The following is a 23,408-nucleotide window of genomic DNA, read 5'->3' as shown; positions in this document are numbered from 1 at the left end:
CTCATCAGGTTCATAATGAAGACGGTGATGGATGATAAAGCGGTACAACATAGTGTAGTTCAGCGGTCTTCCCCGACAGGTCCGATAACAGTGGCATATGAACGCAAGGTGGACGCGGGGGAGGTGCGACGAGATGATGCGCAATTTGCTCTGGCGGGAAAACTCGATGCTCTGCATGAGTCTCTTTTCTCGCTCCCGGCAGCACCAGTACGCACTTATCAACTCAAAAAGAGCAGCTCTAAAAGTCGCAGTCCGCTGTTACTGTCACTGAAGCGAACCTTGGCATCTACCCAGTCCTTTTTTCGAAAGAGGTTCGGTTTGTGGTCTTTTGGGTCACCACCTCGAGGTATATACATTCATGGCCCAGTCGGGGTGGGCAAGAGTTTTCTAATGGATCTATTTTATGCGTCGGTTAATGCTCCTGAAGAAAATCATAGCTGTAACAAGAATACCCACAAACACGCAAAAATAAGCAAACGCCGCGTTCACTTTCATGAATTCATGCTAGAAGTCCATCATCGAATCTTTGTCTACAAACAAAAGTACCCAAGAGATGATGCACTCCCCATCATTGCGCAACAATTAGCAGAAGAAGCCCAACTCCTCTGTTTCGATGAGTTTCAAGTGACAGACGTTGCCGATGCCATGATTTTGAAACGACTGTTTTTGTTGTTATTGGATTTGAATGTCGTGGTGGTGACCACTTCCAATCGTGCCCCAGAGGAACTGTACGAGGGCGGCATCAACCGCTCTCTCTTTTTGCCATTCATCGACATGTTGAAAGACACATTCGACATTATTTCTATGGATGATTCTTGTGTAGATTATCGACTCGAAACTCGAGCTGATGGTCAATCTTATTTTTGGTCGAACGAAGATGATTATGGCAAGGTTAATGACAACATACAGGCGCAGTTGGAGGACATATTTGGTGGCACTGCATCTGGAACTGAGGCCGAAGTTATTCCCGTCCACTTTGGTCGCACAGTTCAGGTGGCTCGGATGAATGATCGTTGCGCTTGGTTTGACTTTTCCGAGTTATGCTACCAACCGCTCGGTGCGGCCGATTATATTTCCCTCTGCTGCCGATTTCCGGTCATCATTATGGAGCGCGTCCCTCAACTGGACGCCAATCACCTCAACGAAGCGCGAAGGTTTGTGACCCTCATTGACGCGTGTTATGAATCTCGCACCCGTCTGGTGCTGACAGCACGTGTCCCGCTCGAAGAGTTGTTTGTCGATTTTGAAGCGCGCGTCGAAAGTAATGATGGCGATGGAGAATTAATTGTCAATGACAAAGGAGGAAACTCGAGTTCTTTTGCCACGACAATGATCCGCACCAAAGAGGGGAAATACTATGAGTGGTCTGCGACAGGGCGTGTTGGCGTGTCATTGGCACAATTTTCGTCCGCCAATGATCTTGCCTTTTCCTTTAGACGAGCTGCGTCCCGGTTGGTAGAAATGGGAGGAAAAGAATGGGGACGACAATGACGAACGATTTTTATCTTGCAAACCATTGCAACTATGACTGAGCTGCGCCTATGGCTGAGCAGGGGCTTACGTTAGGCCTTATGCTTAGAACGGGAGTTGAAACCCAGTATGCTCGTAGGACTTCAGTTCAAATTGAACAGAATCAATTTCAACTACTAAAATCTGAACTGAAATCCTACGATGATGTTCGAGAGATTAAACTCGTCCAAACGCAATAATCTTCTCAAACGTCGTGGTGTCGGGTAATGTACCAAAAGCAAAGCCACTCGCGTTGCCAAGTCTAGATTCACAGAACGTGTGGGCAATATCGCTCTGGGTATTATCGTTATCGAGAACCGAAGCAAGTAATGTGCAGGCTTGTAGCGCTAGCGCCATTTGCTCAGTTAAATATCGGCTACGCGTTTCCATGTTCTGCGTATTAGATAGCTCGTCAAACAGCTTACTAAGGTGGATATCATAGTGCTTATTTTTGCCTGCCTGTGTTTTAAGTTCATTAAATAAGGCTTCTTTCACATTAGGCTCCTTAGCAAGTGCTCGCAATACATCCAAGCATTGAACGTTTCCACTGCCTTCCCATATAGAATTAAGTGGGGCTTGGCGGTAGTAACGGGGCATGGGGTTTTCTTCAACGTAGCCAATACCACCTAAACACTCTTGCGCTTCGTTTACAAACATAGGTGTGCGCTTACAAATCCAGTATTTTCCAATTGCCGTGGCCAGCCTCGCCAATGCTGCTTCATGTCTATTATTCGGTGTACTGTCTACCGCTTTTGCAACGCGCATAGTGAGTGCGGTAGCAGCTGCGCATTCTATCGTTAGGTCTGCCAACACGTTTTGCATTAGAGGCTGTTTGATTAGCGTTTTGCCGAAGGCATCGCGGTGACTTACGTGGTGTAAAGCGTGAACCAGTGATTGCCGCATAAGAGCGGATGAACCAATCATGCAGTCTAATCGGGTTAGCGACACCATATCGATGATTACCGGCACGCCACGACCTTCTTCGCCAATTAAATATGCCGTGGCGTCCTGAAATTCAACTTCAGAAGAGGCATTGCTCCAATCGCCTAACTTGTCTTTTAAACGCTGAATTCGAACGTTATTCAGTTCACCGTTCTCTAATACCCTTGGCAGCAAAAAGCAGCTTAAACCGCCTTCAGCTTGTGCAAGTATAAGATGCGCATCGCACATGGGGGCAGAGAAGAAGAACTTGTGCCCAACGATATTATAGCTGCCATCACTTTGTTTATACGCTGAAGTGGTATTACGCCTAACATCTGAACCCCCTTGTTTTTCAGTCATCCCCATACCAATAGTCAGCCCGTGTTTTTGACACGCCGGTAAAGCGCGAGGGTCGTACTCGCCATTAATGGTTTTTTCCAAGTAGTAAGGCGGTAAGTTTTTACCATACCGCATGGCGGGGATCGCTGCGTGTGTCATAGTCAGTGGGCAAGACGTACCAGACTCAGCTTGATAGTGCATATACATTAGTGCTGCCCGGATGGTATGTGCCCCATCAATACCTTCATGCTTCCACGAATAGTTGTGCACATTGTGCTGCATTGCACTTTCCATAAGCGCGTGATAGCTAGGATGAAACTCTACATTGTCTGTACGACGGCCATAGCGATCAAAGGTATGAAGAATTGGCTTATTTTTGTGAGCAAGTTCTCCATGGTTCATAAGTGCATCACCTGCAAGTTGACCATAGTTGTCTAACAAACCTTCGTCATGCTGGTGGGATGGCGGCAAATGCTGGTTTACAAACACACGTAGCAACGCATCATCACGCCACAAATTGTAAGGGGCAGGAATGGTGGGTTGGTTTTCTACAAGGTGCGTAACAAATCGATTAGATGAAGTCATGGCATTTCCACTCAATGAATATGTAAAGCGTATCGTTGTCCTTGAGCTTTACATTAAATCATTGCATCAGAATATTACAGTAATAGTTGAAAATTAATAAATTATGTAATGTTTGTGCCAGGCCTTTGTTTATATAATGATGGAAGTATGCATGACCGAGCTTATACCTTGTAAGCAACTAGGTAAGTTGAAACAGAAGTTATTGCTTAGCCACTGCTTAGCCATTATCTGAGACAAAGAAGTAAATAGAGTTTGCAATTAGAAAAAGAGAAAAAGCCCGTTGCAAGAAAGCTACTGCTAAAGCTTTTGGGCTCCCGTGACAATATTAAAATGAATGCTAGTGCAGCCGTTCGAGTGGGATCACTGTTTGGTATTTCTGAAAACAACATTCGAGTAACGCTAACCCGTTTGCAGTCAGCCCAGCTCATCACCTTGATTGATAGGGGGGATTATAAACTGGCTGACAAGGGGGTTAGGTTTGCTAAGGAAATACATCAGTGGCGAGAGGATGAAAATGGGCTCGTACCTTGGCAGAACGACTGGATTATTGCTCAAACCAGTTTACTTCCTAAAAGTGATAAAAAGCAGCTGAGGACTACTGAACGTGCACTTAAACTTGTGGGTATGATGAAACTTGCAAGTGATATGTATATTAGGCCGAACAATTTTTCAGGTGGTATAAGTGAGGTGCGAGACAAACTTCACACTCTTGGTCTATCAGGCAAAGCACTTGTGTTTAGCGCCAACGATTTTGATAATCAAACGCAAGCTAAGGCTATGAAACTATGGAACCACCTAAATCTAGAAACGCTTTATAAAGACGGGTGCTGTGAAATAGAGAAATCTCTTGCCCGAATGCCTACTTTATCCCTTGAAGAAGCCACTAAAGAGTCTTATGTGATAGGAGACAGAGCGTTATACCACTTGGTGTTTGACCCTTTACTGCCTTCACCATTTGTAGATGTGGCGATGCGAGAGCGCTACCGTAACCTTGTAAAAAAATACGATGATATGGGCGCACAAATATGGCTTCGCTTTTTAGACCAAAATTAGGTGAGTAAACGCTGAATTAGAACGGAAGTAGCTGAAATGGAAGTAAATATGACCGTATCAAGACCGTTATTTAAACATATTCGTAATCATACTGCGCTTTTTAACGAGCTTTCTCAATATAGAAATGCCGCAGTGAATGTATTAGGGTTCTCAGGTTATGAATTTCACAAAACACCAAAATTCGTCACTGAAGATGGAAGCAGGCTTACTATAGAGCCAGAAAGAAGTATTGTTCTTCCAAAAGTGAACGCACTGGCAGGGCTTAAAAATAAGCTAACGCAAGCTATTCCAACGCTACACATGGTTGAACATAGTGAAATAGGCTATCGCTATCCAACAGCAGCGTTAGCGGGGTTAGATGCTCCATTTATAAAACGCATGCGTTCTGAGTATTTTCATAAAGTAGATGAAGATAGAAGTATTTGCCGCCCCGTGAATTTGTCATATGGAATAAAAAGTCGCGGGAAAGCTGATAACCGACAAGAATACGAAGTGTGGATGCCCGATGAAGCCCCAGATCAGAACCCGCTTCCATTGCTCATTGATGCCTATGGTGAAGACTTACCGGATGATGTAAGACACTTCGTGGAGCAGCCATCAAAAGTACACGGTTGGATGGGCGTTAAGCGTGCGGCATTTGAAGCGCTTTACACAAATAAGCAACACTGCGGTGATTTGATTATTTGTATTGCCATGAGTGTTGATGCATACAATATCGGCGCTAAGCCAGATTTAGCCTATTCTCCAGAAGCTGAAAGCTCTATTGCGGTGAGTAATGCTGAGTTTGAATGGGAAATAGAAGGCTACTATGCTCCGCGGGGCTGGGCGTTCGATCACGATGAGGTATGGGCAGCAATAAATCATACTTTGGAAGCTATCAATAAACCGCTCGATGATCTCTATGGCAATGAGATTATCCCTATTATCGAAAGTAAGACAGAACGCATTTTATCAACACTGAAGTCACTTGGTGTCACGCAAGAAGAAGTAGACGACCTCAATCTTCAGCCTTGGGAATTCATGCTTACCGAAAGTAAGCACAGGGTGAAAGCCCATGATCCAAGTCGTTCAGTTAATTTATTGGGTAGGCTTAATCGTCTCTTTTACCAACCAGAACAGCAGTTGCCATCACTTAATTGGATGCACGATCTCATTTTGTAGGCCAAAAACTTTAGAGTCACGTTGGTAACGACTATTACCCCCACTGTGATTTTTGGAATTAAGCGCGCTGAAAGTAATTTCATGCGCGCTTTTTTGTGCGCCCGTAATGGGCAACCTGTAACTAAAAAGACTTATATGTAAATTTTTATATAAATGTTGTTATTTTATGTAAATTACTTTCATTTTTGTCGTGACCTGTATGTTTAATTCTCATTTTCTGTAATTAAATTACGAAAAATGCTTTATTTTTTGAAAGTTTTGTTCATAATGTACACATCACTTAGGTGATATCTAATTTAGTTACAAAATAGGAATTCAAAAAATGAAACTGTCTACTTTCGCTATTGCTTTAACATTAACTGTTGCTGCTACTCAATCTTTCGCAAAAGATGTAGTACTAAAACCAATTAACGACAACATCGAAACACAAGCGTGTTTAACTGCGGCTAAAGAAGGTTTTGGCCCAGCTCTGCGCCTTATCCGCGCAAATGGTTTTAACGCTGAAGAGTTCAGTGCATCTGTACGTTGTAACGGTGAGTCGCTTCGCACTTTCGCTTACATGTACAAAAACAACAAGGCAACTGAAAACGCAAAAACAGTAGCACTTGTTGCAAAGAATAAAGATGTTGCTTCACAAGCGTGTCTAGAAGCACTTTCTGTAGGTAAAGATGCAGCACTAGCGAAGTTTGGTTTGGAAGGTGAAAACATCATCTGTAACCACAAAGAAATGTCTGACTTCGTTCGTGAATACAGCGCAGAAAACGTAGTAGTTCGCACAGCAGCTGAATAAGACCGCGTTTTAGGATAGCAACCTACTGCTAATATTTTGTACAGTTTCATGGCCTTTCGCTTGAAAAGGCGAAAGGCCTGACACTTTACGAATTTTACTTCTAAATCCCTTTTCTACTCTGGCTTTTTAGCCAATCGACATCTATTACTCTTGAAGTTAGCGCAAGATATCACGCATGCACGCATGTATTTATCGCTTTTCATCAGAATGAATCAAATGAAACTCGGTCTGCCTACCATCTAAATAGGTTACTGACTTCCCGTCAAAAAATGCATCTTCTTCCAGCATAATTCTAATTTCTTTGTTCCACTCTTTAATAAAGCTCGCTGCATTGAGTTCTATTGAGTAAGCCGTTTGTGCAAACATAGGGTAGTCACCCTGAATCGGCACACCTTCTTGTGCATCCCACATTCCTATCGTTGGGCCAGCTGCGTGCCCATGGAAACCCAGCGGGTGAGTATAAATAGCGGGCGTAATACCTTGTTCGATAGCCTGCTGTCGCGACATACTCAAAATAGCGTTACCTGTTCTACCTACTTTAAAATTACCAGTCAGTATGTCTTGCAGCTGGTTACCCGCCTTAAGCGCATTTTTAAGTGACGCAGGCGCATCTTTTTCTCCTGGTTTTAATACGTAAGCATGCTGCTGTTGATCCGTGTTAAGTCGCAAGTAGGTAATGCCAAAATCAACGTGTATCAGGTCGCCCGGCCGAATAATGTTTTCGCCTGGACGTTTGCTGAAAGCACTGATCTGATCGAACACTTCATCGTCTTGTCTTTGGATGGAAACAGTAGGATGAAACCAATTGGTGAGCCCTAAGGCACGAGTTTGATCCCGAAGCCACCAGACAACATCGTCTGTAGTGGTTACGTTAGGTGTGATGACTTCATTTGAAAATGCTGTCGCTATCAGCGAGTGACCAATTTGAGTGAGTACGGGATAATACTGCATTTCCAGTTCACTTCGCGTTTCTAACCAACCTATAGCCAGCCTTTCACCACTCACTACTCGGCTTTTTAGTTCTTCAGAAAGTACACCCATAAATTTTTCGTGTTCGGTAGCAGTCATGCCATCTGCAAGAGCAAATGCATTTGACGTATTAATGGCTATTTTCGAAGGATTACGGTCTTCTATAATGTGTTGCAAGGCTTTCCATTGATCAGGTTGTGCTTCCTTGTCCCACGCTTTTTTAAATAGCGAGCCTACTGCATATCTTGCAACGGCCAAACGTTCCAATGGTTGATCATTACCTGGGTTATAAATGACTAACATGGTATGGCGTCTTGCGGAAATCCAGGTTGAAGGCAGCATGGTTTTTAAAACAGGGTCTTCATTGTATTCCCGGGACATTAACACCCACATATCGATGCCTTCACGCTCCATTATTGGGGGCAACACGGAATTGAAGCGTTCAACTGTGATTTTGTCGATCAGCTCGCTTCTCTGTTTCATACTAAGTATGTTATCTGCCCATGCGCTTGCCGATAGGGATAACATTACTAAACCTAAACTTATCGCTAGTACCTTTCTCATCCATGTTTCCTGTCTATTATTATTGAAATGATCACAGTGCGCGTTCATTTTTAGTAAACAAACTTAGCAAACAAAAAGCTAAGTAAAACGCGCAAAAGTGAGGTAATGTTAATCTAACACTAAAATTGAAAGTTCAGCTAGGTGTAACACTTGATGGCATTACACATATGAAACGACTTCAATTTCTATGTTTTGCTGTGCCATAAAATAAAAGCGTCTACCTGGTTCATAATCACCGTGGCTGTAGGTATTGAAATTTAAGGCAAGAACCCGCTGTTCGGTTTCGTCTAAATTTGGCACAACAATGCCAATATGATTGATGTTGGCTAAGGTTTTATAATCGCTTTCTATATCATTGATAGTTTTGGGCCTGTAAAGGGCAAGGTAGTCTCTATCGTTTCCTACGTGTACGGTGTAGCCGTCATTTTTAGCGCCGCCCCTCCACCTTACTTTCCAACCAAACAGCGTGCAAAGTAAGCTAGCTAACTGATCTGGGTCTTGAACGGTAATATTTGTGTGCTCTAAGTATGCAACTGTCATGTGTTTTTCCTTGTGTAGATAATCAACGCAAAACAGCTTAATATCTAAAGCTAACTTTAGATCAAGTACTTTTATGCACTATAAAAAATGATGAGAAGAGAGGCGCTATGGCACCGGAACCCTTCGTAAGTATTGGCTTTATTGCAAAGCGTACAGGTAATGCAGTGTCATTAATTCGCTATTATGCTAACGAAGGGCTTATTCCTTCAGTGCGCACCAGTGGAGGTAATAGAGCTTTCCCTCGCTCTGTTATTCGCAGAGTTTCTTTTATTTTAATCGCGCAAAATATGGGTTATACCCTTGCGCAAATAAAGAACTTATTGTCTACGCTGCCAGATAACAGAACACCTACCCAAGCCGATTGGGCTAAACTGAGCACAGTATTCAATAAGCATATTGAGGCAAAAATTGCGGCGCTGACCAGTTTAAAAAGCTCGTTGGAAGGCTGTATTGGCTGTGGGTGTTTGTCATTAGAGCGCTGTAGGCTTTACAATACTGACGATAAGGTGGCAGCCCAAGGTAGTGGCGCCCAGTTGCTCGATGAAAACGTGCAATCTCAGTTTTTAGTTTCACACAAAAAGTAGCGCTTCATGCATCCTAAAAATCTACATAAGAACGGCTATCCAATGAATGCGCTGTGCCAGTCATACCCTGCGCTTAAGCCTTTTCTCGTTAAAGCTAAAAGTGGCAATATCAGTATAGATTTCACTAATTCACAAGCTGTAAAGCTACTTAATGCAGCTTTGCTTCGTCACTATTATCGGCTTGATTACTGGGATATACCCGACGGCTACTTATGCCCACCTGTACCTGGTAGGGCCGATTATATCCACGGTATAGCTGACTTATTAAAATCAACAGGAGGCAGTGCGCAAAGCGGGCAAGGACAAAACGTTCGTGGGCTTGATATAGGCGTGGGCGCAAATGCTATCTATCCTATTATCGGCGTTACATCTTATGATTGGTCGTTCGTAGGTAGTGATGTTGATGAAGCTGCTGTAAAAAATGCTAGTGTCATTGCTAGCAAAAATAGTGTCTTGGCCGATAAGTTCCAAGTTCGTAAACAAAGGAATAGTGCGCACATTTTTAACGGCGTCATTAAAGAAAACGAACGGTTTACCTTTACTATGTGCAACCCTCCGTTTCATAAGTCTGCCCAAGAAGCGCTGTCTGGCACACGAAGAAAAACATGCAATTTAACTCGCAATAAGCAGAAGCGAAGTGGTGGAAAGTTTACCGATAATCAAGTTCAAGGTTTAGGGGGGCGTTCAACTAAGCTGTACGGCAAAAATGCCTCTTACCAAAGGCAGAATGCGAACTTAAATTTTGCAGGTCAAGCTAATGAATTGTGGTGTGAAGGCGGCGAACTGGCTTTTATTCAGCGCATGGTGCAAGAAAGCGTATCGGTAAAAAACAACGTAGAGTGGTTTACCTGCTTAGTCTCCAAAAGTGCTCACCTAAAACCTATAAAAACCAGTATCAACTATTACGGTGCAACCCAGTGTAAAGTGGTTGATATGGGGCTGGGAAGCAAACTAAGCCGCTTTATTGCATGGACATTTTAATCGCCAAGTAGCTGAACGCGATTAGTTAAAAGCATTTGAAACAACGAGCACCGGATATGTGGTGCTCGCATGCATTCAAATTAGTACATGTTTTTTCGTAAAAACTATGCCAGAGATCGAAATTTAGAAGCTAAAGGTCTTAGATACACCAAACACAATACGCTCGTCGGCGGTATCTATATCAAGGTTTGTGTTTTCAGCAGCAATTTCAAAGTCTAATCCTTTGTAGCTTGTCTGATAGGCCAAACGGTAGTGATAGAATGACGTGTTTTCGTCACGCCATACCCAAGTATCGCTGTCTAATGAGTTAGATACGTCAAAGCTTGCACGAAGGTTGTGGTTAGGTGCAAGTTCAAAGGTGTGAGCAATCATAGCAACTGCGTGTCTCGAGCCTGTGCCAAAGTAATCCCACGTGTACCACAGGTTAAGCTCAGTATTACCATAGTCGCTCGCATAGCCGAATTTAGTATAAATTTCCGGATAGTTACCGTCGCTTGAATCGTCACCGCCGTGATAGGAGTAGTAGGCAATGCCATAGTCAATGCTGACAGCTTCAGTGAGCATTTGGTAACGACCAATGTAGGCGTCCCATTCAAGGTTGGTATCGCCACCAAAATCAACGTTAGATGCCCAAGTACCAACGTAAGTCCCGTTATCAAAAGCTTTATCAACACCTCCCTGAAGAGCCGGGTCGTTTTGTGTTTGGCTTAGACCGTTAAAGGTATAATCTGATACCGCAGAGATATTGGCGCTCCAATCAGCGAATGTGGCTGAAGAATACAATGCTGTTACGAGAGCCGCTGTGAATATGTGAGTTGATGTAAAAAGAGAATTCAATTTTTTCATTGTTAAACACCTGTTTTTTATCGTTGTTTTATTTCGCCCATTTCTCATAAAGCGCGCTCTTACGCGAGCTTCGGGCAATACTTACCCCCATTGGCTCAAAGTGAGCCAATGTTAAGAAGGTAAGAAGTAAATGATTTAGTTAGTTGAGATTTTCTATCTTAGTAAAGTCGATCTTGTTTTCTTTCGGCGAGGTTTTGATAGCCGTCACCGATTTAAACTTCTGACTTAGAATGAAAGCAAAGCAGCTAAAGAAGATAGCGATAACTAACGCACCTACCCACTGAATTTGCAAGAAGTCTAATTTGAACAGCAGTGTAAGTAACGATAGTGCGACTATGTTCAGAGCAATGTAGTTACCTTTACCAATGCGTTCCACGGTCATATTAAGATTGTCGGTATAAAGTCTTATTAGAGAATCAAGTGAATTGATTACAAAAACGATACCTACAAATACCATAGCCATATTGGTTATTCCTTCTGTTGGAATACCAGCGCTGTGATAGTGGTACAGTACCGAAAACCACGCGGCGATAGGGATAGATGGGATAATCATCATAGCTAACATAACTTGATAGGTTTTGAGACCGCCTACAAAGCGAGAGGTAAACTGACCTATCATGATACTCCAGCTGAACCACCAGAACAGGTAAAACTCATGATACTCATTTATGGGCAGAACGAAGTTATCAATATTCGCAAAATAGCCGCCAATAAGCCCGAGGTTCACAAAGTAAGCTGATATCTCACTTTCACCAAACACAAATGCCGCCGCCCACATGCCAATAATAAGCGCTATAAATACCCACGTTGTAGTGAGGCTTAAAATACGCACGTATTTAATACTAGTACTTGAGTAAACAGCAAAGGCAATGGCTGCAAACACGATTAGGTAAAACGTCGGGACGATAGATTCTCCATCGCCCACTGCCGGCAGGTACCATGGAAGGTTAGACAGCAGTAAGAAAGCTGTGAAAGCACAAGTACCTATGATTACCACGTTGTTTACGAACTTAACGATAGGAAGCTCGAAAAATTTAACCTTGGGTTCTATTACGCAGAAATAAAAACAAGTAAGAAAGTAGAATCCCCAAATTAAGAAACCCCAAAACCCAAACTCAATGGCGAGCGGATTGGTGAATGCGTATTCAGGACTTGCGCTTATGTCAGCATAACCAGCAAATTCAGTGAGTGGGAACATAATAAGGCCCACATCCAAACCCGAGGTAAAAAGAATAGCAATAAAGGTAAAGGTTCTAACTGGCGTTACGCCGACCACTTTCATGTTGCCCCATTTAAACAAAATATAGGCCACCGAAAGTAGAGTGAAAATAATGCCTGCACTAAGCCATACTGTCATTATCACCCTCCCAGTATTGATAAAAATAAAACATGTTTTTTCCTTTTTTTCGTTATTAAACAGTCCACCCAGCTACACGCATCGTCACCTTAATCGGTGGCATATAGGCACTGTGGAAGGTGCGCTTGTTGCAAAAACAAGCACACTGGTGCTAAATCGCTTTAACGTTTAGCGTTGCTCGGTTTGCCAATTAGGGTGGATGTCCACCGCCACATTCTGTAGTGGTAAAGCAGGTTTACCCAAAATTTTGTCTGCCGCTTTTTCAGCTACCATTATGGTAGGTGCATTTAGGTTTCCATTTGGAATGGTAGGGAAGATGGATGAATCCACCACACGCAGACCTTTAATGCCATGTACTTTGGTTTGTGAATCTACTACTGCCATGTCATCCTCGCCCATTTTGCACGAGCACGACGGGTGGTAAGCACTCTCAACAGCTTCGCGCACAAAGGCATCGATTTCTTCATCTGTTTGTATATGCTCGCCAGGCTGAATTTCGCCGTCTCTGAAGTCGTCGAATGCAGATTGTGCGATGATTTCTCTTGTTAGTCTTACGCAAGCTCGAAATCCTTCAATATCATCTTGATGCTGTAAGTAGTTAAACAAGATTTTTGGCGGCACTGTCGGGTCAGCCGACTGAATGGTAACGCTACCTCTACTTTTGGGTTTATTGTGACCTACGTGTACCTGGAAGCCGTCGCCGTCGAATGCTGATTTACCATCGTAACGGATAGCTGCTGGCAAGAAGTGGTACTGAATATCAGGCCATTCCACATCCGCTTTAGAACGAATGAACGCGCAAGACTCAAAGTGATTCGTAGCCCCTAAACCTGAACGGTTTAGTAACCAGCGAGCGCCAATTAGCCCTTTCGAAACTAAGCCGAGCTTGCGGTTTAGCGTAATTGGCTGCTTGCACTTGTACTGGAAATAGAACTCCAAGTGATCTTGCAGGTTTTGGCCCACACCCGGCAGATGGTGTTTAACATCGATACCTGCTTTTTCAAGAACATTTTTATCGCCGATGCCTGAAAGTTGCAGAATATGTGGCGAACCAATAGAACCGGCACTTAATATAACTTCATTAGACGTATTGGCGGTTTCAGCTTTGCCATTAACCACATACTCAACGCCTTTTGCGACTTTATCTTCCAGCACAACTTTAGTAACCAGCGCGCCAGTCACTATGGTTAAATTCTTACGCGATTTTACCGGGTCAAGATATTCACGGCTTGCCGAGCTGCGTACGCCGTCTTTGATGGTCATATGCATAGGCCCGAAGCCCTCTTGTTGCTTGCCGTTATAATCGCTCGTGATGTCGTAGCCCGCCTGTTCTCCGGCTTTAATAAAAGCGGTATAAAGCGGGTTTTTCATTTCATTGCCGTTATTAACGCCAAGTTCACCATTGCCACCACGATAAGCATCGTTACCCTTGTACCAGGTTTCTGCTTTTTGGAAATAGGGTAGGCAGGCTTGGTAATTCCAACCTTCTGCGCCGTGTGCTTCCCATTCGTCGAAGTCTTTAGCATGGCCACGTACGTATACCATACCGTTAATAGACGACGAGCCGCCAAGCACTTTGCCTCTTGGGCAGTGCATCTCACGGTTGTTTAAATACGGCTCTTTTTCAGTATTAAATTGCCATGCATACTTGTCGGTATTCATTGGAATAGACAGAGCTGTTGGCATCTTTATGAAAATGCTTTTGTCAGAGCCACCGGTTTCCAGTAGCAATACCTTGTGCTTTGGGTTTTCCGACAGGCGGTTCGCTAGCACACACCCAGCAGAACCTGCTCCAACAATAATGTAATCAAATGTCTGCATATGTACTCCTACTACGATTTAAAACGGGCTTTCAATTTGGCTCATACCTACATAAACCGACTTGGTTTGCGTGTAGCTATTTAGCGTTTCAACGCCGTTTTCCCGTCCAATACCTGACTGTTTATAGCCGCCTACAGGCATTTCAGCAGGAGAGTTTCCATATGCATTTATCCAGCAAATACCGGCTTGAAGCTGGTGGATAACGCGGTGTGCGCGCTGGATGTCTTTACTAAATACACCGGCGGCTAAACCTAGCTCAGTGTCGTTTGCTCGTGCGATCACTTCGTCTTCATCATCGAAAACCAAAACGCTCATTACTGGCCCGAAGATCTCTTCCTTAACGATAGTCATATCGTCGGTGCAATCTGTGAAAATTGTTGGTTCAACAAAATAGCCGTTAGGAGCAGAAGCTGGTGAGGCTGCGTTACCACCGGTTAATAGCGTTGCGCCTTCTTCTTTACCTTTCGCAATATAGCTAAGCACTAGCTCTTGGTGCTTTTTAGAGATAAGTGCGCCTAGGTTTACATTAGGGTCTAGCGGGTCACCCATAATGATATTGTTTTCGGTACGGGTTTTAAGCTCATCAATAAAGGCTTGATACACCGAGCGCTGAACGTAAACACGGGTACAGTTAGTGCAGATTTCACCTTGAGTATAAAAATTACCTAGCATAGCGGCGCTGATAGCCTGGCTAATGTCCGCATCTTCAAATACTACAAGCGGAGACTTACCGCCAAGCTCCATAGTCACGTCTTTTAAGTTCGATGCAGCGGCGCTTTGCATCACTTTTTTACCTGTTCCAACTTCGCCGGTAAAAGATACTTTTTCAATGTCTGGGCTATTTGTAAGCCATTGACCAACTTGCGCTGCACCTTGTACAACATTGAATACGCCAGCAGGTACACCAGCTTCAATAAAAATTTCAGCCAGTTTAAGCGCGCCCATCGGCGTTTCTTCTGATGGTTTAAATATAAATGCATTACCAGCAGCAAGCGCTGGGCCTGACTTCCAGCAAGCGATTTGAATAGGGTAGTTCCACGCGCCAATACCAGCGCAGATTCCTAGTGCCTCTTTGCGCGTGTAGAAGAAATCACCGCCAACGGGTTGCTGAGTGCCCAGTTGAGTAGGAGCAAGGCCCGCATAGTACTCAATGACGTCAGCGCCAGTTTCAATATCTACACAATCAGCTTCTTGAATAGGCTTACCGGTATCAAGCACTTCTAATTTGGCGAGTTCATCATTACTTTCGCGAAGCAGTGCAACCGCCTTGTTAAGAATGCGAGTTCTTTCGATAGGCATCATTGCTGACCATACCGCAAAGCCTTCTTTAGCACTCTTAATCGCTTCTTGTTGGATAAACTCATCAGCCACTTCTACGTGATAAATTACCTCACCGGTTGCAGGATTGGTTACTGCAAAGGTTTCTTTGCTTTTGTTCGCCATCGGCTTGCCGTGAATGAAATTCTGATAAGTTGGTAATGACATGCATAAACTCCTACTTTTAATAGTGCTGACAACGCTCGCCAATTAGCGCGCTCTTTGCGTGAAAAATAAATACGTACAAGCTAATACACATATTTGGTTTCAATACGATGAATAGTGTTGAAACTATTTTTCTTGCTAAGCGTTCGAAATGTTCGAACTAATCGCTCTTCGCTCAATAAACACCACTTTAGCTTTCTTTACCTTTACCTCTATCTGAGCCGCGTTTCTGCAGGCTTTACAGGAGTTAATTTAGGTGCGCTTAAGTAGTGTTTTTATTTTAATTGGCTGTTCAATAAAAATAAATTGTATAGTGTTCTAACTATTGTTTCAACGTCGAAGCATATTTAACGGCAAGTGATAAGTATGTTAAGTGCGTGTGTTTGTAGCTTAAGTGGCTGATTTATATTGGTTAAAGGCGTAACATTAAATATATAAATAAAGCGCTAACTCCACATGAGAGTCTTTAGCCCGAAGAGGGGGAACTATGAAAAAGTGTTTAATTGAAACTATTCGACAGTAAGTGGTGGTAGGTAAAGTAAAATAGGTAAACCACAAATTGGTTTAAACAAAAAAGTGCCGTTTATTAAGAGCTGCTTAGTGATTAAAGATGAGAACAAAGCATGTGTAACTCATAATAAGTGCAAAACGGCTTATGCACTCTACCTAAAATGTCGAAGCATGACATAAATAGTAGTGAACCATTCTAAATAAAATGCGGCGGCAGTATTACACGGTAATACTGCCGCCTGAAATTTAATGATTAATTGTACAGTGGTAGTAGCCAGAGTTTATAGAAACGGTGGCAACATCACCTTTATTCCAATACACCACACCTTTGTTGTTTGTGTATTTCGCTCCCGATGCAGAGCGTGATAGCTGCACAATGTGATGGGCATTGTTGAGCGAGAGTGCTTTTGTATCTGGGCCAAGGGTATTTACGCGTAATTCTGTGATACTGGCGTTTGGTGTCTCACACTTATAGGTTCTGCTATTGGCTTGCGTGGTAGCGCCGGCCATGTCTTGCTTGTTAGCGGCGACTTTCGACCCTTTTTTAGTTCCAAGCCCGCGTTTATTAGCATTACCGGAGTTAGAACCTTGGGAGGAAGACGAAATTATCGCTTTTACTGTTTCGTTGTCATTGCTGTCATACAGGACTAGCCATGTGTTATTTAATATTGCATAAGTTTTCGATGAAGCCAGAGCATCTACAAAACCTTGCTCTTGTTTCATAAGTGCTGGGGCGCACATCTTTCTGGTAAGTACAATTTTATCGGCAGAGAAGGGTTGAGCATTGCTGTCTGCACTGAATGCTTTGTTTGCATTCGCAACATCGAGCGCCCCTGTATATTGATTACAGCCTGTGCTTCCGCTTATTCTGCTAACATCACCATTTACATTCACATTAAGAGTAACGTGGCTAAAGTCGATAATACCTGCTTGATTTATGCTTTCGACCTGCCAATGGCTAGCTGAAAGTGTTAGCTTGTTCTCCTCACTACTTTGTCCTTGTTCATCATTCGAATACATTGAAGAAACTGAACTACAAGCCGTTAAGGCGAGAAGTGCAGGTACTGCTAAAGTCAAAAGGTACTTCCTTTTATTCATGAAAACTCCACTTATTATTCATCAATAGCGGTAGGAGTCGCTTTTCACGACTAAGTTCAGCAATATTATTCAGTTAAAAAAACGTAAATGCTAAGCCAGTTTTGTTGTGTTTGTCGTTAAACCGACAGTTTGCATGTAACCGCAAGGAGTAAACTGACCACTACAATACAAATAAAATGTTGGCGCAGTATGAAAAATTTAGAACAACACTTAAGTGAGTACGCTAAGTACCATAGAGATCAGAAAAACATCTACACCCATTACATAGGCATCCCGCTTATTGTTTTTTCGGTGCTCTGCTTACTTAGTAAGCCTGCATTTCATGTAAATGCCCCCATTTTGGGAGCTATGGTCATTAGCCCAGCTCTGTTCGTGTGGGTGATAGGCAATGCATTCTATATCAAGTTAGACATAAAACTGGGCGTTGTTATGGCATTTATTACGGGGGCTATGGTCTATTTCGCTCAACCTATTGCTCAACTTAGTATAAATATGTGGCTTGCTATCTCGTTAGGTATTTTTATCGGTGGGTGGGTACTGCAGTTTATTGGTCATCACTATGAGGGTAAAAAGCCTGCGTTTGTCGACGACATAATGGGGTTGGCTATAGGCCCACTTTTTGTGCTTGCTGAATTGAGTTTCGAATTGGGCCTAAGAAACGCCCTCAAAGATGAGATTGAACGCCGTTCTGGACCTGTAAAGTAATTGCTTTAGACAGCGCGTTGAAACAACCAGTTTCAACGCGCTGTTATAACTTAAGCGCTAAGCTTTCATCTTCTCTATCGTTTCTTTACGCAATTGTATTTTAGACTCAGCAAAAGACTTCCTAGGTAACATCTTGAGTTTTTCTGCGTAACCCATAGCCGTTGCTAGTACTTGTTCCTGAGGCACTGCCGCATCTAAAAAGCCTGCTTTAACCGCTTCACTGCCTTGATAGATACGCGAGAATAGTAAGGCTTCAGTTTGGCTAGTATTGGCGAGTCTGGCTTTGGCTAGTTCCATACCGAATGGCGGCAGCACCATGCCAATGGCGGTTTCATTAAGGCCATACTTAGTGTCTGCATCTTTACCGATACGTAAGTCGGCAGCCATAAGCATAATAGCGCCCATTGCAATACTGTGACCTTCTGCAGCAACGACTACAGGTAGTGGGAAGCTATATAAGCGTACGATTAATTCAGCGCCTTTTGATACCAACTCTTGTTGTTTTGCTTTGTCATCGGCTTTCATTACCGATAAATCAAACCCGCCGCAAAACTTGCCTTCACCACCGTGTAATACAACCGCTTTTGCGTTTTGCTCTGCTTCATCTAAGGCATCGTTAAACTTCTGAATAAGCTCAAAGCCAACGGCGTTAACTTTTCCGTCGTCAAAGGTGATTACTGCAATATCGTTATTAATAGCTAAATTAAACGCCATGGTATGTCCTGTCACTTTCTTAGTAGGAGTTAATTTACGTTACACTCTGTTCAGCGCAACTTTCTAGCAGTGATTGTAGGTAATTGATTTCTTTTATGATAGTGCTTTAGGCTTCATCTTCGGGATATGTGCTATGAATATCGGTAATAATTCGCGGAAGTTCTGCAATAAGCTTCTTTTTATATCGGCGTTGCCTGCGACGCGCTTTCGCGTTATTAGCCCGCCATTGCGCACGTTTATCTTTCACAATTCGCTTTAGGTCTTGGCCATCCTCTATTAAAATTGCATCGTTAATGGTTGTTCGTTTCGTCACACTAAAACTCCAGCTTTAGCTGCTTATTGCGCCATTGTTTCGACTGTTGGTTGAGTGCGTGAAGCGAGACACTCTCAGTGGCTATTTGTTTGGCAAGGTTTAATGCAGCGCTGGCTTGCTCGACGGTCAGGTTTTTATAGGCCGGCGAGGGAATGACCTCATACCAAGCACAGCCGACAATATTGTCTAAAATCACCCGCATAAAGCAGTGGTCATGATGTATTGGCCAGGCGTTTTTCTTTGCAGATGCAATAGAAGGGAGCACGTTTTTCGCGTAGTGTAAGAATTCTCGTAAGTTACTTTTGTGCTCTGTTGAGTTTGAAAGATAAGCGGGTGGGAATTGGTTCTGAAGGGAAGGTGTGTGCATGAGTGGTTTAGCCCCGGTCCAATTCGTTTAGGCACTAGTATTACGACATAGCAAGAGTTTACACGACACCAGTGAAATTCAGAGTTACACTATTTTTAGTTTTACTGTTTTTGTTTATAGATTTTTAGTTTATTGATTCTTAGTTTTATGAGTTTTAGCCTAGTGCTAAATGTTCATTATTAATTACATGGTTGGTTAATGCGCCCTCATTTAAAAATTCTTGTTATAGAAGATGCTGTTGATCTGTTGGAACAAATTACGTCAAGTATAGGCAACACCATCACTTACTTTGACCGAAGTGACGTTGAAATAAGTCTGCTTGAAGCGAACTCCGTTGCAAAAGCACTGCAATTTGTTCGTGAAGACGGTGACATTCAGGCTGTTGTATTTAGCTGGGATGTGGTGGCGAAGGTTAAAGAGCTAACAGACGTAGTGCCTTTAAATGGCGTACTTAATGAAAATACGAGCCCCGCAGCCGAAAGCGTTAGTTCACAAAACGCGAACGAGAAAACCACAAGCGAAAAGTCGTCTGCACGTAACGCGGTGATTGATAATAACGCTAGAGTTATCGACGCCATTAAACGTATTCGCCCTGAGCTTCCCGTGTATGTCTTAGGCGACGCAGTAAAAGGGTTGGATATTGTAAACCAAGCCAATGGCATTGAATCGTTCTTCTATCGTAACGACATTATTTCAGACCCAGAGTCTATTTTGGGTTATATCATCAATGACTTTGATGATAGAAACGAAACGCCGTTTTGGACTGAATACAAAGACTATGTAGTGGAGTCTAACGACTCGTGGCATACGCCAGGTCACAGCGGTGGCGCAAGCTTTAGAAATTCACCCTATATCAGTGATTTTTATCGCTTCTTTGGGCGTAACGTGTTTGTTAGTGACTTATCGGTAAGCGTAGACTCGCTGGGTTCACTATCAGATGGCACTCACGCTATTGGTAAAGCGCAAGCCGCTGTTGCCAATACATTTGAAGTTCGTCATTCCTATTTCGTCACGAACGGATCTTCGACATCAAACAAAATTATTTTGCAGACGCTGTTGCGTGAGGGCGACAAAGTTATTGCCGACAGAAACTGCCACAAGTCAGTGCATTACGGCATTATTCAGGCGCGAGCCATGCCGGTGTATTTAGACAGTGTATTTAACCCTGAATACGGTATTTTCTCACCCCCTAGAATGGCGCAAATTAAGCAGCTTATTGAAGAAAATACTGACGCTAAACTTATCGTTTTGACGGGCTGTACCTACGACGGGTTATTGACTGACCTTAAGCAAGTCGTAAATTTAGCCCACGAGCATGGCATTAAAGTGTTCATTGACGAAGCATGGTTTGCGTATTCCTTGTTCCACCCTGCATTGCGTGACTACTCTGCTATCGCCGCTGGGGCAGACTATATTACTCACTCTGCGCACAAAGTGGTGTCGGCGTTTTCGCAAGCTTCATTTATTCATGTAAACGATCCGGATTTCGATAAAGACTTCTTTAAAGAAGTCTTTGCAATTCACACCAGTACCTCGCCCAAGTATCAACTCATTGCCTCGCTTGATGTATGTCGTCAGCAGCTGGAAATGGAAGGCTACAAAATCCTTAATGAGCTTCTAAGCAATGTTGCCGAACTCAAATCGCAAATGGCCAAGTTCAAGCGACTTAAAATACTTTCGCCTAGTGACTTTGCGAATATGTTTTCTCACTTTGAAAGTGACAACATTGGGCACGACCCGCTTAAAATCTTAATTGACGTATCTGCGCTAGATTACTCTAATCAAGAAATACATCGTTTCTTGATGGACGAAGTCGGTTTAGAAATAGAGAAGTTCACTCATAGCACTATTCTAGTACTGCTTACGCTAGGTGGAATGCGCTCTAAAATTGTGAGGCTATACAACGCGTTAAAACGTCTTGATGATGGCGCCGTTAACCTAAGCAAGCGCAAGAGCAAGAGTCCGTTACCGGCAGACATTCCGCCAATTCAATTAGATGACCTTCCGTCAAAAGCGTTTTTCAGCCCTAGGGAAGCCATACCATGGCAAAACAGTGTTGGACGCACAGCAGCTGGCTTAATTACACCGTATCCTCCTGGTATTCCGCTTATTGTTCCTGGGCAGAAAGTGGAGCAAGCACATATTGATTACCTTCAGGCACTGGCAAGCCAGAAGCTTACCGTGCAAGGTATTTACGACGGTGACATTTATGTGGTTTCTGAAGAATGATTAAACCATGTTATAGGCAGGGTAAATTGTCACCTTGCCTTTTCCTGAACTTACCTTACACTTGCGCCGAAAGTTATAAAAAGGGCAGTGCAAATGAAACTAAGTGATGTGAAAAAGCTTCATCAAAAGAAATTTAGAACGCAGTTCGGATTCTATTTGGTGGAAGGGGAGCACTTAGTTTTAGAGTTAATTAATGTTGCTCGGCATGACAGCAGTATATTAGGTGATATCGCCCTTTATGTGACAGCTGATTATGAGGAGTGGGTGAAAGAAAGACTTGTTTCTTCAGTCTCTAATATGAAGGTAGAAACGGTATCGTCTCAACAAATGCAGCAACTAAGCGATACCAAATCACCTCAAGGTATTATTGCTCGCGTTCCACTTCCTAACACTTCGTTAGGCTCACAGCGGTCACAAACCAACATTTCCCCAAACAAATCCAGTACCGAAAAGTACATCTATTTGTATGAGGTACAAGACCCTGGCAATTTGGGCACCATACTAAGAACCCTCGCGTGGTTTGGCAATTTTACGCTACTACTAAGCCCGAACAGTGTCGATCCATACAACTCGAAAGTTGTGCGCTCAAGTATGGGGGCTATTTTCCACGTGAACATGGAGTTAAACGTAGCGCTTGAAAGCCTAGGGGAGCGGTTCGAACGTTTCGCTTTCTTGGATATGGATGGTAGTAATATCACCTCTAACACTTTTCGTGATTACCAGTGTTATCTCTTTGGCAATGAAGCACGCGGCGTTCCTGTTGAAGCGCTATCAAAGCTTAACGCAACGGCGTATACCATTGCGGGAAGCGGTAAGATTGACTCGTTAAACTTAGCCAGCGCTGTGAATATCTGCGCTTATGAATTAACCCGTTAAGCACACTTCCCTCAACTCGATTACGATAGGAAACAACCATGGCATTACAATGGTTCCCTGGGCATATGCACAAAGCCCTGAAAGAAATTAAAGAGTCGCTTAATCAAGTAGACATTCTTATTGAGGTGCTTGACGCACGTATTCCATATTCCAGTGAAAACCCTGAAATTGCAAAAATACGCGGCGATAAGCCCTGTATTAAAATTCTTAATAAGTACGATCTGGCAGACCCAGAAATAACTGCGCGCTGGCAGGAAAGCTTAGAGAAAGAGCGCGGCGTGAAGACGATTACGACCTCTAGCGATAACCCGGGCAATAGCAAGCAAATAATGCAGCTGGCTAAAAGCATTTGTTCGTATAAAGAAGGTCAGCCCAAAGCAATAAAAGCTATGATCACGGGTATACCTAATGTGGGTAAATCGACGCTAATTAATATTTTGGCCGACCGAATCATCGCGAAAACAGGTAACGAGCCAGCCGTTACAAAAAGCCAGCAGCGCATTAATTTAGGCAGCGGTATTATCTTGTTTGATACACCAGGCGTACTTTGGCCTAAGCTTGAAAATCTACATTCCATTTACCGGTTAGCGTCATCAGGCGCTGTTAAAAATACCGCCATGGAATACGACGATGTCGGTTTTTTTGCGGCAGATTACCTCATTAAAGCGTATCCAGAGGTAATGAAGGAGCGCTACAAGCTGGACGAGTTGCCAGATACTGAAATAGAGTTTTTGGAAGCCGCCGCTAAAACGCGTGGGGCGATTCAAGCGGGTGGGCGCGTAAATCTTCATAAAATATGCGAGATCCTGCTTAAAGAACTGCAGTCGGGTAAGTTGGGGCGAATAACGCTAGAGACACCGGAAATGCTGGAAGTCGAAAAAGAGGAAATGGCACTTGAAGCGGCGAAGAAAGCTGAAGCGAAAGCCAAGCGTAAAGCAAAATTCAAAACAGGCTCGTTGACGCCAGATAAGAAAGATAGGAAAGAAAAGCGAGAAGAGAAGCGTCAAGAGCAAAGCCGCAGAATGAAGAAAAACAAATGATAGCTTTTGATGCTTGCGGAATTAGAGGGAGAAGCGATAGGCTTTAATGCAATC

21 protein-coding genes are annotated in these 23,408 nt (G+C 43.3%); 10 read left to right on the top strand and 11 right to left on the bottom strand.

Going from position 1 to position 23,408, the window contains the following annotated elements:
• Positions 1 to 15: 15 nt before the first annotated feature.
• Positions 16 to 1,491 carry a cell division protein ZapE gene (gene zapE / locus PCAR9_RS14165; RefSeq protein WP_179984157.1) on the top strand — a complete coding sequence of 492 codons (1,476 nt, stop codon included), beginning with the start codon at positions 16 to 18 and terminating at the stop codon, positions 1,489 to 1,491.
• Between the two features lie 195 nt (positions 1,492 to 1,686).
• Here the strand turns inward: zapE and PCAR9_RS14160 are convergent, their stop codons facing one another.
• The gene (locus PCAR9_RS14160) at positions 1,687 to 3,354 is read right to left on the bottom strand and encodes an acyl-CoA dehydrogenase family protein (RefSeq protein ID WP_179984156.1); all 1,668 of its coding nucleotides are present in this window, start codon (positions 3,352 to 3,354) and stop codon (positions 1,687 to 1,689) included.
• A 252-nt stretch (positions 3,355 to 3,606) separates the two neighbouring features.
• Between PCAR9_RS14160 and PCAR9_RS14155 the strand changes: the two genes are divergently transcribed.
• From PCAR9_RS14155 to PCAR9_RS14145, 3 genes are all read left to right on the top strand, one after another.
• On the top strand, positions 3,607 to 4,407 hold the full coding sequence (locus tag PCAR9_RS14155) for a PaaX family transcriptional regulator (protein ID WP_179984155.1): 801 nt from the start codon (positions 3,607 to 3,609) through the stop codon (positions 4,405 to 4,407).
• A gap of 48 nt (positions 4,408 to 4,455) precedes the next feature.
• The gene (locus PCAR9_RS14150) at positions 4,456 to 5,568 is read left to right on the top strand and encodes a hypothetical protein (protein WP_179984154.1); all 1,113 of its coding nucleotides are present in this window, start codon (positions 4,456 to 4,458) and stop codon (positions 5,566 to 5,568) included.
• 322 nt (positions 5,569 to 5,890) lie between these two features.
• Entirely contained in the window at positions 5,891 to 6,358 is a 468-nt protein-coding gene (locus tag PCAR9_RS14145; RefSeq protein WP_179984153.1) for a DUF3718 domain-containing protein, read from the top strand.
• Positions 6,359 to 6,547: 189 nt separating this feature from the next.
• Here PCAR9_RS14145 and PCAR9_RS14140 read toward each other — a convergent pair whose 3' ends face one another.
• Both PCAR9_RS14140 and PCAR9_RS14135 read right to left on the bottom strand, forming a co-directional pair.
• Complete coding sequence (locus PCAR9_RS14140) at positions 6,548 to 7,891, bottom strand: M24 family metallopeptidase (RefSeq protein WP_179984152.1); 1,344 nt, start codon at positions 7,889 to 7,891, stop codon at positions 6,548 to 6,550.
• Positions 7,892 to 8,050: 159 nt separating this feature from the next.
• Positions 8,051 to 8,431: a VOC family protein gene (locus PCAR9_RS14135; protein ID WP_179984151.1), complete on the bottom strand. Its 381-nt coding sequence runs from the start codon at positions 8,429 to 8,431 to the stop codon at positions 8,051 to 8,053.
• 107 nt (positions 8,432 to 8,538) lie between these two features.
• On the opposite strand from PCAR9_RS14135, the gene soxR reads away from it, so the two are divergent.
• Entirely contained in the window at positions 8,539 to 9,015 is a 477-nt protein-coding gene (gene soxR / locus PCAR9_RS14130; protein WP_179984150.1) for a redox-sensitive transcriptional activator SoxR, read from the top strand.
• 6 nt (positions 9,016 to 9,021) lie between these two features.
• The gene (gene rlmF, locus PCAR9_RS14125; RefSeq protein ID WP_179984149.1) at positions 9,022 to 9,996 is read left to right on the top strand and encodes a 23S rRNA (adenine(1618)-N(6))-methyltransferase RlmF; all 975 of its coding nucleotides are present in this window, start codon (positions 9,022 to 9,024) and stop codon (positions 9,994 to 9,996) included.
• A gap of 123 nt (positions 9,997 to 10,119) precedes the next feature.
• On the opposite strand, the gene PCAR9_RS14120 is transcribed toward rlmF, so the two are convergent.
• The 5 genes from PCAR9_RS14120 to PCAR9_RS14100 form a co-directional block, all read right to left on the bottom strand.
• Positions 10,120 to 10,842, bottom strand: coding sequence for a TorF family putative porin (locus PCAR9_RS14120; RefSeq protein WP_179984148.1), 723 nt, complete (start codon positions 10,840 to 10,842; stop codon positions 10,120 to 10,122).
• Between the two features lie 139 nt (positions 10,843 to 10,981).
• Entirely contained in the window at positions 10,982 to 12,199 is a 1,218-nt protein-coding gene (locus tag PCAR9_RS14115; RefSeq protein ID WP_179984147.1) for a BCCT family transporter, read from the bottom strand.
• Positions 12,200 to 12,367: 168 nt separating this feature from the next.
• Complete coding sequence (gene betA / locus PCAR9_RS14110) at positions 12,368 to 14,020, bottom strand: choline dehydrogenase (RefSeq protein ID WP_179984146.1); 1,653 nt, start codon at positions 14,018 to 14,020, stop codon at positions 12,368 to 12,370.
• Positions 14,021 to 14,038: 18 nt separating this feature from the next.
• Entirely contained in the window at positions 14,039 to 15,505 is a 1,467-nt protein-coding gene (gene betB, locus PCAR9_RS14105; protein WP_179984145.1) for a betaine-aldehyde dehydrogenase, read from the bottom strand.
• Positions 15,506 to 16,258: 753 nt separating this feature from the next.
• Entirely contained in the window at positions 16,259 to 17,089 is an 831-nt protein-coding gene (locus PCAR9_RS14100) for an META domain-containing protein (protein ID WP_232091211.1), read from the bottom strand.
• Positions 17,090 to 17,299: 210 nt separating this feature from the next.
• Here PCAR9_RS14100 and PCAR9_RS14095 point away from each other — a divergent pair, with 210 nt between their 5' ends.
• Positions 17,300 to 17,815 carry an Mpo1 family 2-hydroxy fatty acid dioxygenase gene (locus PCAR9_RS14095; RefSeq protein WP_179984143.1) on the top strand — a complete coding sequence of 172 codons (516 nt, stop codon included), beginning with the start codon at positions 17,300 to 17,302 and terminating at the stop codon, positions 17,813 to 17,815.
• A gap of 57 nt (positions 17,816 to 17,872) precedes the next feature.
• On the opposite strand, the gene PCAR9_RS14090 is transcribed toward PCAR9_RS14095, so the two are convergent.
• From PCAR9_RS14090 to PCAR9_RS14080, 3 genes are all read right to left on the bottom strand, one after another.
• Positions 17,873 to 18,529 carry a crotonase/enoyl-CoA hydratase family protein gene (locus tag PCAR9_RS14090; RefSeq protein WP_179984142.1) on the bottom strand — a complete coding sequence of 219 codons (657 nt, stop codon included), beginning with the start codon at positions 18,527 to 18,529 and terminating at the stop codon, positions 17,873 to 17,875.
• Positions 18,530 to 18,635: 106 nt separating this feature from the next.
• Entirely contained in the window at positions 18,636 to 18,842 is a 207-nt protein-coding gene (locus PCAR9_RS14085; protein ID WP_179984141.1) for a hypothetical protein, read from the bottom strand.
• 1 nt (position 18,843) lies between these two features.
• The gene (locus PCAR9_RS14080) at positions 18,844 to 19,209 is read right to left on the bottom strand and encodes a hypothetical protein (RefSeq protein WP_179984140.1); all 366 of its coding nucleotides are present in this window, start codon (positions 19,207 to 19,209) and stop codon (positions 18,844 to 18,846) included.
• A 198-nt stretch (positions 19,210 to 19,407) separates the two neighbouring features.
• Between PCAR9_RS14080 and PCAR9_RS14075 the strand changes: the two genes are divergently transcribed.
• The 3 genes from PCAR9_RS14075 to ylqF all read left to right on the top strand — a co-directional run bounded on the left by PCAR9_RS14075 (position 19,408) and on the right by ylqF (position 23,354).
• Positions 19,408 to 21,438 (top strand): aminotransferase class I/II-fold pyridoxal phosphate-dependent enzyme, encoded by a 2,031-nt coding sequence (locus PCAR9_RS14075; RefSeq protein ID WP_179984139.1) that lies wholly within the window; start codon positions 19,408 to 19,410, stop codon positions 21,436 to 21,438.
• A gap of 93 nt (positions 21,439 to 21,531) precedes the next feature.
• The gene (locus tag PCAR9_RS14070; protein WP_179984138.1) at positions 21,532 to 22,314 is read left to right on the top strand and encodes a TrmH family RNA methyltransferase; all 783 of its coding nucleotides are present in this window, start codon (positions 21,532 to 21,534) and stop codon (positions 22,312 to 22,314) included.
• A 38-nt stretch (positions 22,315 to 22,352) separates the two neighbouring features.
• Positions 22,353 to 23,354 carry a ribosome biogenesis GTPase YlqF gene (ylqF, locus tag PCAR9_RS14065; protein WP_179984137.1) on the top strand — a complete coding sequence of 334 codons (1,002 nt, stop codon included), beginning with the start codon at positions 22,353 to 22,355 and terminating at the stop codon, positions 23,352 to 23,354.
• The last annotated feature ends 54 nt before the right edge of the window (positions 23,355 to 23,408 follow it).

This window comes from Alteromonas macleodii (assembly GCF_903772925.1).
In the GTDB taxonomy this organism is placed as follows: Bacteria; Pseudomonadota; Gammaproteobacteria; order Enterobacterales; family Alteromonadaceae; genus Alteromonas; species Alteromonas macleodii_A.
The sequence above is the reverse complement of the archived record's forward strand: the minus strand, read 5'-3'. Positions and strand labels throughout refer to the sequence as shown.